An 11,868-nucleotide genomic window follows, 5' to 3' on the forward strand; every position below is an offset into this window, starting at 1 on the left:
CTCTTTTAGTAGTCCAGGCCGCCGCGTCGCCATTCGTAGGCGTAGGGGACGCAGAGGGTGACCAGGAAGCTCATCATGACGACCAGTCCGAACAGGCCCAGCTGGTTGAAGCTGACGGCCCACGGGTACATGAACACAACTTCAATGTCGAAGATGATGAAGGTCATCGCGACCAGGTAGTAGCGCACCGGGAAGCGGCCCTCGGTGAGGTGAGCGCTGGTCGGCTGGATACCGCACTCGTAGTTGTCGGCCTTGGTCGTGGACTTTTTGGTGGGGCCCAGGATCGCGGAGGCGACCAGGCCTCCGAAGGCTAGGACGAGGGCGGCTGCGGACATGATGAGCAGCGGCACGTAGGGATTCGTCATCGTTCCTCCCGGTTATGGGTGGTGGTGGTCATGCGGGACGCACCACCTTGGTCAGCATGGTGATGAGTTGGTCGTCGAAGTCGCCCCCGCTCCTCTCGTACCCGTCCGACAGGAGTTTGTGGACGAGCGTCATGAGGCGCGGAATGGGCAGCCCGACGTTCGTGCAGGTGCGCATGATTGTCGGGTTTTCGATGAGCGCGACGAAGATGCGGCCGAGCTGGTAGTAGCCGCCGTATTCGTCGCGAAGCATGTGGGGGTATTCGCTCATGGCGCGGTCGATGCCGGCGCGGTGGGAGCGGGATAAAGCCTGTGCGATGCACGAGGCCGCGTAGCGTCCGGCCTTCATGGCGGGGGCGATGCCTTCGCCGTTGTAGGGCGAGACCATGCCGCCGGCGTCGCCGACGAGGACGAGGCCCTGGACGTAGTGAGGCTTGCGGTTGAAGCTCATGGGCAGGGCGGCGGAGCGCAGCTGGCCGATCTGATTCTCGGGGGTGAAGCCCCATTCCTCGGGGAGGTTCGCGGTCCAGGTCTTAAAGACCTCGCGGTAGGGCAGGTTAGTGGCACCGGCGCGCGAGGCGACCGAACCGAGGCCGACGTTGACGATGCCGTCGCCCATGGGGAAAATCCAGCCGTAGCCGGGCAAAAGGTCGGAGGCTCCCGGAGTGCCGCTCCACAGTTCGAGGTGGGATTCCATCCATTCCTCGTCGCCGCGGGGGCTGTGGAAGTAGGCGCGCGCGGCCACGCCCATGGGGCGGTTCATCTTCTTTTCGAGGCCGAGGCTGGTGGCCAGTCGCGCGGCCACTCCCCCAGCGTCGACGGTGATGGAGGCGCGTACCTCGAAGGTTGCGGCGCTCTTGCCGCGGCCAGCCTTTGCGGTCACGCCCACGACGCGACCGGAGCCGTCCTGGATGGCTCCGGTGACGGTCACGCCTTCGTAGAGGCGCGCCCCGGCCTCGACGGCGCGCTTGGCGAGCGCGTGATCGAGGTCCGTGCGGGCTCGGGTCATGCCGTATCCGGGCAGGGACTTCTGGTCAGGCCAGTCCAAGTGGACGGTATGGCCGCCACCGATGACGGTCAGGCCGCGGTTTCGCATCCAGCCGGTGGTGTCCACGCCCATCGCGATGAGTTCGTGGACGGCAGCGGGGGTGAGTCCGTCGCCGCAGATCTTGTCGCGCGGGAACGTGCTTTTCTCAAGAAGGACGACGTCAAGGCCAGCTCTGGCCAGGTGATAGGCGGTGGAGGACCCGCCCGGGCCCGCGCCGACGACGACAACGTCAGCGCTCATGTCGCTAGGCATGGTGGATGCCACGGCATTCCTCCGTAACGTGGGCGCGCGGGTGCAGCCGCGCAAGTGTGCAAGGCGGACGAAGTGTGCACATCACTTCATTCCGCCAGTCAGACTAGCTAGGTCACCCTCACCTCGCCGAGTACTCGACTTTTCCGCACGTTTTCAGTCGCCGAGGCCATGGAAAGCCATACTCACACCTGTCATTTGCGCAACGCTTCCTTGTCGTAATTGACACTTTCTGCCACACCATAGTGAACGCTCTCGGGCGCGCCAGCCCCACCGCGCCATCACCCCACGTTGCGGCCACCATGGGGGGGCGCTCGCCCCCGCCCACGACAAAGGCCGGGATCCCCACAAAGGGACCCCGGCCTCGTCAATGACAAACTACGGCAGCGGCTTGACCGCGCGGTGCATACAGGCGATGCCGCCGGTCAGGTTGCGGTATTCGACCTCGTCCCAGCCGTTCGCGGCGACCATGCGCGCGATTTCTTCCTGCACGGGCCACTGACGGATCGACTCGACCAGGTAGTCGTACGCGCCATCATTCGTAGACGCCAGGCGCGCCATCGTCGGCATGACAGTCTTCTGGTAGACGCTATACAGGCCGCGGAACGCGCGCGACGGCGGGGTCGAAAACTCCAGGATCACGAGTCGGCCGCGCGGGCGCACGACGCGCGCCATCTCGCGCAGTGCCAGGGCCGGATCCGGGATGTTGCGCAGGCCCCACGAGATCGTGACCGCATCGAAAGAGCCGTCCTCGAAGTCCAGGTCCATCGCGTTGCCGTGGACGAACTCGAGTTCGGGGTGACGCTCGCGACCGACCTCGATCATGCCTTCGGACAGGTCGCAGGCGACGACCTCGGCGCCACCCTGTGCAAGCGCAGCGGCCGACGCGCCGGTGCCGGCCGCCAGGTCCAAGATGCGCTCGCCGGGGTGCGGGGCGACCGCCTTGCGCAGGGCAGTCATCCAGACGTGATTCAAACCGCCCGTCATCAACGTGTCCATCATGTCGTAACGCGTGGCGACGGAGTCGAACATCGAGGCAATCTCTTCGGGGACCTTGGTCAGGTCCGCGCGGGGGGCTTCTGTCATGCGTTAATCCTCCCACGTCTTTCAGCACGCCGCCGCCCCTGCTCCTACCATGGACCCATGCATGACGACTGTGGCTGCTCACGCCTCGCTTTTCGGGCGTTCGTCCTGCCCCCGCAGCACCCGGGGTCTACTTGCTCACTGACATCTCTGCTTCCCGCGTCGGGTGGGGCGGCCTGGCTCGGCGAGCGCCGCTCCATGATCGGCCTCGGTCGCGCACTCACGCTCGAGTCCGCGGCCCCCGACGCCATCGCCCGGGTGCGCCGCGCGTGGGAGGCCGCCCCGGCCTCGTCCCCTGTGCCTGGCCCTTCCCCGGTCCTCTTCGCGTCCTTCGCGTTCCGCTCCCCTGCCCGCTCGGTGGCTTTTGTGCCCGCGCTGACTCTCATCGACGAGGCCGGGGCGCGTTGGGCGATCACCGCCGGGATTGGGGATGCGCCCGATCCGCTGGCGGCGGTTGATGCTGCCCTCTCCTGCGCGAGGCCCGCCGCCCGCGTGCCCGATTCCCTGACGTTTGGTCAGGGGTCGATGTCGCGGACCCAGTGGCGTGATTCGGTCCAGGCGATGGCCGCACGGCTGCGCGAGGGCGCGGCTGACAAGGCCGTCATGGCGCGCGACATGACGATTCGGTGCTCGCGCGGCTTCGACGAGCGTTTCCTTCTCGAGCGCCTCAGCGACTTGTACCCCTCGACGTGGCGTTTCTGCGTTGATTCGCTGGTGGGGGCATCGCCGGAGATGCTGATTGCCGCTTCGCATGGGACCGCGTCGTCGCGCGTCCTGGCGGGTACGTGCAAGCCCGGCGAGGGCACGATGCTCGCCTCCAGCCCGAAGGATCTGCGCGAACACGAACTGGCCTCGGAATCCGTGTCGTCGATTCTGACGTCTCTGTGTTCCGATGTGCGTGCGCAGGGTCCCTTCCTGCTCACCCTGCCCAACGTCGTGCACCTGGCGACGGACGTTCACGCGCGATTGGGATCGGCGCACCTGCTGGACCTGGTGGCCGCCCTGCACCCGACGGCCGCCGTGTGCGGGACGCCGCGGGCGGCGGCGATGCGCCTCATCGAGGAGCTGGAGGACACCGAGCGTGGCCGCTACTCCGGGCCAGTGGGCTGGGTGGACACGGCGGGCGACGGCGAGTTCGCGATCGCGCTGCGCTGCGGACTCGCGTCTGGGACGCGGCTTCGCCTCTTCGCGGGGGCCGGCATCATGCCGGACTCGGATCCCGACCTGGAACTCGCCGAGACCGAGGCAAAGATGCGCCCGCTCCTGGACGCCCTCGGGGTGTGAGCGCTCATTCTGGAGCCAGAGGATTCACCCCCGCCAGGAGGATTCAACCCGATCTGAAGGGATTAAACCTTCGCTGATCGGCTGCAACACCCCATCGGTCACACGCTCACCTGTGGCCGCGGTGCATCGGCGCACAGCCCACCATCACGGCCTCGCGCACAGCCCCTCCCACCATGCGCTTCAGTCCCCTTGACACGCACGCAAGCCCGCTCTTCGGAGCCTGGGTCCCCTCTTCCGCACGTGGGCCTGCTATTCCGAACCTGGGCAACCCCGCCCACGTACAGGACAGACGGCCCACATGCGGGACAGAGGGTTCACGTGCGGGACACGTTGGCCCCCAAGCCGTTGTCACACGCGGCCAATCCGTCACGGTTCATGGGAGAGCCACACACAGGCCGCGATACTTCAGTATTCACATAAACGAGGCACACACGACCAGCTAAAACACAAGTTTTTCCGCACCATTACACCGGAAACTCAACACTCACGCCACGCCTCGTGTCCTATAACCCAACATCCCCGCCACACGCAAAGGCCCGCCGCCCCACGAAGGGACGGCGGGCCTCGTCGATGAGCGTCAGGACCCCTGGATCGTGACCGACACGTCCCGGGTCGCCCCGTCGCGAGCGATCGTCAGGTTGATGGTGTCGCCCGCCCGGTAGCGGCGCACGTAGCCGATGAGCTGCTTGGGGCTGGTGACTTCCTGGCCTTCAACCTTGAGGATGACGTCGCCGGAGCGCAACCCGGCAGCGGCGGCACCGGAGCCGGAGGAAACCTCCTGAACCTGCGCGCCGACGTAAGTGTCGGAGCCGACGGTGGCGGTTGCGGCCTTGACGGTGACGCCGAGCATCCCGTGGGAGGCAGAACCGGAGGTGATCAGCTGGTCGGCGATGGAGACGACCAGGTCGGAGGGGATCGCGAAGCCCAGGCCAATCGACCCTGCCTGGCCGTCGGCGGAGGTGGCCAGCGACTTGATCGAGGAGTTAATGCCGATGACCGCGCCGGTCGCGTCGAACAGCGGCCCGCCCGAGTTACCGGGGTTGATGGAAGCGTCGATCTGGATGGCGTTGGTGACGACCAGGTCGGAGGACGCCTGCGCCTGGTCCTGCGAGGTGGAGTCCTCGTCCATGGAGACCTCGACGGGGCGGTTGAGTGCGGAAACGATGCCGGTCGTGACCGTGTTCGACAAGCCCAGCGGCGCACCGATCGCCATGACGGGCGCGCCGACCTGCAGGCTTTGCGACGAGGCGAAACGCGCGACCGTCAGGTTCGACGGCGGGTTCTCCAGGCGGATGACCGCCAGGTCGGTGGTCTTGTCGTGGCCGACGATGCCCGCACCGTAGAGGCGTCCGTCCGCCAGGGTGACCTGAATCTGCCCGCCGTTGATCGCGGGCGAGATCACGTGGTAGTTGGTGACGATGTCACCCTGCGCGTCGTAGATGACGCCGGAGCCGGTGCCGCCCGATGACGCGTTCTGGCTCTGGATGGTGACGACTGCCGGCGAAACCGCCGAGGCGACGGCCGTCCAGTCGGTGGCGTCGCTCGACGCGGGCACGGTCGCGACGGTGCCGTTGTTGAGGTTCTGCGGCGTGGTGACGCGCAGCAGCTCGGGGCGCATGTAGAGCATCGCGCCCAGCGTCAGAACGATTGTCAGGAGCATCGCGCCGAGCAGGGCGACCCAGCCTGGACCCTTCTTTTTGACGATGACGACCGGGGCGGGGGCCGAGGCCGGGGCCGGGTATCCCGTGACCGGCTGGCCCGTGGGCGCGCCGTAGGTGCCGCCCGGTGCCGTGGTGCCTTGCGCGTGCGGCTGCGTGTCGGTGGGAGCTGCGGCTGGGGGCGTGACGGGGGCTGAGGCTACCTGAGGCGCAGCCGAGTCCTGGGTTACCGCCCCATCCTGGGGTGCCGACGCCGCCTGCTGCATAGCCGATTCCTGGGGCGCGGGAATTGGGGTGTGAGGAGTGTTAGCCGTGCGCATCTCCTGCGTGACGTCCGCGCCGGTCGGCGCTGGAATTGGCGTGGCGGCGCGCGTCTCCTGCGTGACGTGTTGGGCGGCGGTGCCGCCGACGGTGGGCAGGTCGGTGTCAGGTGCGGACAAGGCCGGACGCTGCGGGTAGCTGGGGGCGGCACTGGCCGCCTGATCGGCCTGTTCATCGGGTCTGGGAATACGAGGCTCAGTCATGGTTTCCTCTGGTGTCAGTTCATTAGTTACTCACCAGTATGAGCCGTTTCCTCAAACGAGTACTGGAAGCCCCCTGTGAGTTTCCTGAATAGTGGACACGCGCGCGGGGAATTCGCGCGGCCGGGATCAGAACTCGGCCTCGCACAGGGCGTTGCGCGCCTGCACGTACAGGTGCGCCGCGCGTTCGATGGGCACGTGGATGAGGCGCGGCCCCGTTACCGGGGCACGAAGGATTGAGGCGAGTTCGCTCGGAGCGTACGCCCGCGCGAATCCGATGCCGTAGGCGGCCGCGAGCGCCTCGTAGTTGACGGCCTGGGCGACGCCGAACCAGCGGTCGTAGGCCTGTGGGGTGGCGGCGCGGCCGTGTTCGAGGGTGGCGAAGATGCCACCGCCCTCGTCGTCGGCGACGATGATGTCGAGGTCGGCTCCCGTCGCCGCTGCGAGCGCCAGCGAGGATGCATCGTGGCTCAGGGTCAGGTCGCCCATGACCGCTGTGACGCGCGACGCCTGGTTCGGGCCTGCGTCCTTCCCGCGCCGAGCGGAGCGAGGGGCCGAGGCCTCGTCGCGGTGAGCGAAGGCCCCAAGACCGAGCGTGATGCCGACGGCGGTGGCGATGGTGCCGTCGATGCCGGCTTGTCCGCGGTTGGAGTAGACGTGACGCCCGTTCAGGGAGGCGACGGCCAGGTCGAAGGCACGCACGGGGTTGGAGGCACCGAGCACGAGGGGGCCGACCGTGGCCGCAGCGACGGCCCGTGCCAGGTCGAGCATGCTGCGCCCAGACTCGCCGGCCAGAAGGGCGTCGATGCGAGAGGCGGCTTCGTCGACGGCGGAGCGCACGCGCGCGGCCCACGTGGCATCGCACGACGGGACGCGGGGTGCAGCCAGCGCGGGCACGACGATGGAGGCGTTGCCGGAGATGTCGACCCACGGGGTGCCGGCGTCGACGACGATGACGCGCACGTCGGGACGGGCGAGCAGCGCGTGGATGGGCCGCGAGAGGGTGGGTCGCCCGGTGACGACGACGGTGTCAACTTCTCGTCCCAGAGGCGACGACACGATGGTCTGCTCGAAGGGGGTCACTTCCCCGCCCGCCCACGCGCCGGACGCGGGTTCCGCCAGGAGCGGGAAGCCTGAGGTCAGCGACCACTGCGCGGCCCGCGGCGAGACACCTTCACCGGCGACGATGAGGCCTGCGCGCGCCTCGCCTACGACGTCCTCCCAGCGCGCGGGCGCGAGGCTGGCGGGGAGCACCCGGGTGGGGCGCGGAACGAACGCGGCCGGGGCCTCGTCTGCGGGATCGGGCGCGGATCCGCCGTCAGACTCCGCGCCAACGCGGACCCCCTGTGGCGTGAGCGGATCCCTGAATGCGACGTTGATCTGGACGGGTCCAGGCGTTCCGGTAGGCGCGCCGAGGGCGGCGGCGAGGGCGCGCGAGAGCTGCCCAACGAGGGAGCGCGAGGGTTCTTGCGGTTCCAGGTCGATGCTGGCGCGGGCGTGGACGCCGAAGAGTCCTGCTTGCGCGGTGGCTTGCGAAGCGCCGACGCCGCGCAGCTCGCCGGGCCGGTCGGCGCTCAGGACGAGGAGGGGGAGGCGCGCGTGGGAGGCCTCGAGGACGGCGGGGGTCAGTTCGGCGACGGCGGTGCCGGAGGTGACGATGATGGCAGGCAGGGCACCGGTGCGCGCGAGGCCCACGGCAGCGAAGCCGGCGCTGCGCTCATCGAGGACGGGACGCGCGTCGCCCCCGAATGCCCCTGCTTCGAGGGCGTAGGCGAAGGGCGCGCTGCGCGAGCCGGGGCAGTACAGGACGTGTGTGAGGCCCAGATCTTCCAGGGTGGACAGGATCGCGCGGGCGGTATCGACGGCGGGCATGCGCCCAGCCTACCGGGAGACCTCTTCCAGGTGCTCGGCCATGCCTTCGAGGCGCATCCCCCACCGGCTGACCAGGTCGGAGTCCTCGGGGCCTCGCCCGATGAGGTTCAGATCCGGCGCGAGGCGTCCGACGGGCAGTCGGCCTCGTTCGGGCACGAGGGGGGTGGTGACGTCTCCGACGAGCAACGAGGCCGTGGCAAGACCGGCGGCTCGGGGGACGCCGGGAACGGCGGCGGCAGCTGCGACGCCGATGGACAGGCCCACGGAGGTTTCGAGCGCGGAGGAGACGACGACGCCGAGGCCGCACTTGCGGGCGACCCGCAGGGCGGAGCGGACGCCGCCGAGGGGCGCGACTTTGATGATGACGACGTCGGCGGCTTCCTTGCGAGCCACCTCGAGGGGGTCCTCGGCGCGGCGGATGGATTCGTCGGCGGCGATGGGCACGTCCACGCTGCGACGTACCTCGGCCAGCTCGTCGACGGTCAGGCAGGGCTGCTCGACGTATTCGATGGGGACGACGCCGGCAGCGTCCGTCATCGCGGGGATGGCCGCGCGCGCGTCGTCAACTTCCCAGGCTCCGTTGGCGTCGAGGCGGATCATAGCCTGCCCGCCGACGGTTTCACGCAGCGCGTCGGCGACGGCGGCGATGCGCGCGCAGTCGCGCGACACGCTCACACCGGGTTCAGCGACCTTGATTTTCGCGGTCGCGCAGCCGCCGGACGCCTTGACACGCTCGTAGGCCTCTTCGGGCGAGATGACGGGGATCGTCACGTTGACGGGTACGTACTTACGACGAGGCACGGGCGGGAAACGGCGTGCGGATTCGAGGGCGGCACCCAGCCAACGCGCAGATTCGGCGTCGTCGTAGTTCCAGAAGGGGGCGGCTTCGCCCCACCCGGCATGACCATGGAGGAGGAGCCCCTCGCGGCGAGTCACCCCGCGGAAGCGCGTGGTCATCGCTACCTTGTACACGAGAATGTCGTCGACGCCTTCGAGGGCGTAGCGCGTCTGGCGGCTCATCGTACGCATGGGGATGCGCATGAGCGTGGCATACGGCGATGCATTCATCGGACCACTCCTTACATATCGGTAATATTGTCACCCATGATGCCCCCCAAGCTCAACCGCTTCACAGTAGCAGTTGTCAGACATTTCGCGCTAACTATCTGAAAATGACAGACTCTCAAGGATTGCCAAACGCCTGGCAAATAAGGATATCTCACACATCACACACGAACTGACTAGTAACAAGCGACTCAACACCCCCACCCCACCCCTCATTCCATGCGGTTAGCTTGCCACCGGGAACGACACGCAGCCGCGCAAGCGACCTACCCGGTTGGACACGCCCTCTTTCCCCAGCCGCCGCGGGACGCGGCCCGGTGCCGGAAGCCCGCCCCGGCCTCGTCCATTAAAATCCGACATATGAGCGCTCTCCCCTTCGTCTCCGACACCTTCGACCCGACGCGCTGGCGCCAGGTCGAGGGCTTCGACTTTTCCGACATCACCTACCACCGCGGTATTTCGCGCGGCCCCGAGGCGGACGGCCGCCCCGAGGGCGCGGATATGCCGGTCGTACGCATCGCCTTCGACCGTCCCGACATCCGTAACGCTTTTCGTCCCGGCACGGTCGACGAGCTGTACCGCGCGCTCGACCACGCGCGCCAGACCTCCTCGGTCGCAGCCGTCATCCTGACCGGCAACGGCCCCTCGGCGCGCGACGGCGGGTACTCGTTCTGCTCCGGCGGCGATCAGAGGGTCCGAGGCCGTGACGGGTACCGCTACGAGGTCGAGGGCGCGGACCCCGAGGCGGCCACCGCCCAGCGCCGCGAGCAGATCGACCCGGCGCGCGCCGGTCGCCTGCACATCCTGGAGGTCCAGCGCCTGATCCGCACGATGCCGAAGGTCGTCATCGCGGCAGTGCCCGGGTGGGCCGCGGGCGGCGGGCATTCGCTGAACGTCGTCGCAGACCTGTCGGTGGCCTCCATCGAGCACGCAGCGTTCATGCAGACGGACGCGAACGTCGGTTCCTTCGACGCCGGCTACGGCTCCGCACTGCTGGCCCGCCAGGCCGGGGACAAGCGGGCGCGCGAAATCTTCTTCCTGGCCGAGCGCTACGACGCGCAGACGGCCGAGCGCTGGGGTGTCATCAACCGCGCCGTCCCCCACGCGCAGCTCGAGGACACCGCGCTCGAATGGGCGGCGATCATCGCGACGAAGTCCCCGCAGGCCATCCGCATGCTCAAGTTCGCCTTCAACCTCGCCGACGACGGCCTTGCAGGCCAGCAGGTCTTCGCGGGCGAGGCCACGCGCATGGCGTACATGACGGCCGAAGCCCAGGAGGGTCGCGACGCCTTCCTCGAGCACCGCGCCCCCCGCTGGGAGGACTACCCGTACTACTACTGAGGCCTGGCCCGCCGGGCGACTGTGCCAGGAGGCCTCGGGATCGCGGACGCGACCCCGAGGCCTCCTCTATGCGCCCCCTTCGCGGGCAGTGAGCGTTATGCCCGTGATCGTCTGATGCCTCTTATCGTCATAGCTGACAGTGACAGTGCCCGTGTATGACTCGGCCATGCCGGGCGCTGGGTTCGGGACAAACAGCCTCTCAATCGTGAAGGTCGTCGGAGAGTCAATGGCAATGGTCACTTGAATGTCGTAGTACCCGACTTCGTCACGGAGGTCAACCTGCTTGACTCTCGGTGGGGCGTTCTTGGTCGCGTCGGGGCATAGGTGCGATGAGCTTCCCTGCGTGTTGATACACTGCGCGATGATCTCCGCGACCTCATACTCTATTTGCTTTTCCAAGACAATAGCATCGAAAGTGAAAGGCCTCACCGTCGTTGCGCCGGTACTCGACAGCTCAACGTTGAACAGAGACCGGACTGCGCGGTACTCGTCATCTCGATAGAGCTGCTGAAGCTCGCCAGGCAACGAGCTTAGGCGCGCTTCGCTACTGAATGAGCGCGCGCCGATCTCATATATCCCCGGATAGAGGGTCAACGTGAGGGCCCGTCCTTTGACCGGCCACTCCGCCACGGGGTTAAAGGAAGCGATGGTAGCGCCGTTGAAGAGAACCTCGGTCGTGGCGGCGGGCAACTCGACCGTCACAGTCTGCGCCATGCTCGTAGCGATCATCCACGGCGCATCCAGGCTCTCACGGCGCGCCACCATCTCGATATGCTCAGGCGCTACCGTCCTGCCGAAAGGGGTACTCGTGACATTAAAGGTCGCTGTGAGCCTGTCAGGCGAGAGCGTCCCCTCAGAGAGGTTGACCTGATAGAACTTTCGAGCTTCACCCCTCAAATCAGCGCCCGCATCGGTGAGCATCCGCTCCGGGTCGGTGGAATTGGCGAGGCCATCCATCGCGGCTGCCTCGTCAACGTTTCCCTTTAGGATTGCATCGCAGTAGGCGTTCACCACGCTGGTCGCACCGGCCAGAGCCTGCGCGTCCAGTTCCCGGTTCACCCGCTCAACGTGCGAGCGCCACGCCAACACGGAGGCGACCGCCCCAACAATGAGGACGAGGACCGCGACGCTCGTCAACCAGTAGCGCTTTCGCGCAAAAAATACCGGCGGCGACACAGACCAACGCAGCCGAGCCCGCACCACACGCGCGTACAGGCGGTGATACAACGTCCGAGCGTTCACGATACCTCTCTCCAATGCGAGGAGAACCTAACCGCGTGCCATCCTACCGGCCAACACGCGCTCGACAAACCCCCGCTGTCACGTCGCCAGTCAGACCTTGCGAGCGCCGACAGCCACTTGTTCCGCGCCCCTCCCCTTTGGTA

The 11,868-nt window shown here is 67.5% G+C and carries 9 protein-coding genes; 2 read left to right on the forward strand and 7 right to left on the reverse strand.

The genetic code is table 11. The features are described from left to right. Window positions 1-5: 5 nt before the first annotated feature. The 3 genes from O3932_RS06090 to O3932_RS06100 all read right to left on the reverse strand — a co-directional run bounded on the left by O3932_RS06090 (window position 6) and on the right by O3932_RS06100 (window position 2,745). Window positions 6-365: an NADH-quinone oxidoreductase subunit A gene (locus tag O3932_RS06090; RefSeq protein ID WP_009055563.1), complete on the reverse strand. Its 360-nt coding sequence runs from the start codon at window positions 363-365 to the stop codon at window positions 6-8. A gap of 28 nt (window positions 366-393) precedes the next feature. Beyond that, window positions 394-1,662 (reverse strand): geranylgeranyl reductase family protein, encoded by a 1,269-nt coding sequence (locus O3932_RS06095; RefSeq protein WP_299241280.1) that lies wholly within the window; start codon window positions 1,660-1,662, stop codon window positions 394-396. Window positions 1,663-2,037: 375 nt separating this feature from the next. After that, entirely contained in the window at window positions 2,038-2,745 is a 708-nt protein-coding gene (locus tag O3932_RS06100) for a ubiquinone/menaquinone biosynthesis methyltransferase (RefSeq protein WP_296503242.1), read from the reverse strand. A gap of 195 nt (window positions 2,746-2,940) precedes the next feature. On the opposite strand from O3932_RS06100, the gene O3932_RS06105 reads away from it, so the two are divergent. Beyond that, window positions 2,941-4,026 (forward strand): isochorismate synthase, encoded by a 1,086-nt coding sequence (locus tag O3932_RS06105; protein WP_366101011.1) that lies wholly within the window; start codon window positions 2,941-2,943, stop codon window positions 4,024-4,026. A gap of 577 nt (window positions 4,027-4,603) precedes the next feature. On the opposite strand, the gene O3932_RS06110 is transcribed toward O3932_RS06105, so the two are convergent. The 3 genes from O3932_RS06110 to O3932_RS06120 form a co-directional block, all read right to left on the reverse strand. Next, window positions 4,604-6,208 (reverse strand): trypsin-like peptidase domain-containing protein, encoded by a 1,605-nt coding sequence (locus O3932_RS06110; RefSeq protein ID WP_371536960.1) that lies wholly within the window; start codon window positions 6,206-6,208, stop codon window positions 4,604-4,606. A gap of 126 nt (window positions 6,209-6,334) precedes the next feature. Continuing rightward, window positions 6,335-8,077: a 2-succinyl-5-enolpyruvyl-6-hydroxy-3-cyclohexene-1-carboxylic-acid synthase gene (gene menD, locus O3932_RS06115; RefSeq protein ID WP_371536963.1), complete on the reverse strand. Its 1,743-nt coding sequence runs from the start codon at window positions 8,075-8,077 to the stop codon at window positions 6,335-6,337. 9 nt (window positions 8,078-8,086) lie between these two features. Then, window positions 8,087-9,145: an o-succinylbenzoate synthase gene (locus tag O3932_RS06120; protein WP_009648351.1), complete on the reverse strand. Its 1,059-nt coding sequence runs from the start codon at window positions 9,143-9,145 to the stop codon at window positions 8,087-8,089. A gap of 357 nt (window positions 9,146-9,502) precedes the next feature. Here O3932_RS06120 and O3932_RS06125 point away from each other — a divergent pair, with 357 nt between their 5' ends. Continuing rightward, window positions 9,503-10,483 carry a 1,4-dihydroxy-2-naphthoyl-CoA synthase gene (locus O3932_RS06125; protein ID WP_009648340.1) on the forward strand — a complete coding sequence of 327 codons (981 nt, stop codon included), beginning with the start codon at window positions 9,503-9,505 and terminating at the stop codon, window positions 10,481-10,483. A 66-nt stretch (window positions 10,484-10,549) separates the two neighbouring features. On the opposite strand, the gene O3932_RS06130 is transcribed toward O3932_RS06125, so the two are convergent. Next, window positions 10,550-11,620, reverse strand: a complete 1,071-nt coding sequence (locus O3932_RS06130; protein ID WP_371536966.1) for a hypothetical protein — start codon at window positions 11,618-11,620, stop codon at window positions 10,550-10,552. Between the last annotated feature and the right edge of the window lie 248 nt (window positions 11,621-11,868).

This window comes from Pauljensenia sp. 20925_1_25 (genome assembly GCF_041433955.1).
In the GTDB taxonomy this organism is placed as follows: Bacteria; Actinomycetota; Actinomycetes; order Actinomycetales; family Actinomycetaceae; genus Pauljensenia.

Excerpts from the sequence above, each read along its gene's own strand:
- O3932_RS06090 (WP_009055563.1), bottom strand. The coding sequence starts at position 365 with ATGACGAATCCCTACGTGCCGCTGCTCATCATGTCCGCAGCCGCCCTC.
- O3932_RS06095 (WP_299241280.1), bottom strand. The coding sequence starts at position 1,662 with ATGCCTAGCGACATGAGCGCTGACGTTGTCGTCGTCGGCGCGGGCCCG.
- O3932_RS06100 (WP_296503242.1), bottom strand. The coding sequence starts at position 2,745 with ATGACAGAAGCCCCCCGCGCGGACCTGACCAAGGTCCCCGAAGAGATT.
- O3932_RS06105 (WP_366101011.1), top strand. The coding sequence starts at position 2,941 with ATGATCGGCCTCGGTCGCGCACTCACGCTCGAGTCCGCGGCCCCCGAC.
- O3932_RS06110 (WP_371536960.1), bottom strand. The coding sequence starts at position 6,208 with ATGACTGAGCCTCGTATTCCCAGACCCGATGAACAGGCCGATCAGGCG.
- menD (WP_371536963.1), bottom strand. The coding sequence starts at position 8,077 with ATGCCCGCCGTCGATACCGCCCGCGCGATCCTGTCCACCCTGGAAGAT.
- O3932_RS06120 (WP_009648351.1), bottom strand. The coding sequence starts at position 9,145 with ATGAATGCATCGCCGTATGCCACGCTCATGCGCATCCCCATGCGTACG.
- O3932_RS06125 (WP_009648340.1), top strand. The coding sequence starts at position 9,503 with ATGAGCGCTCTCCCCTTCGTCTCCGACACCTTCGACCCGACGCGCTGG.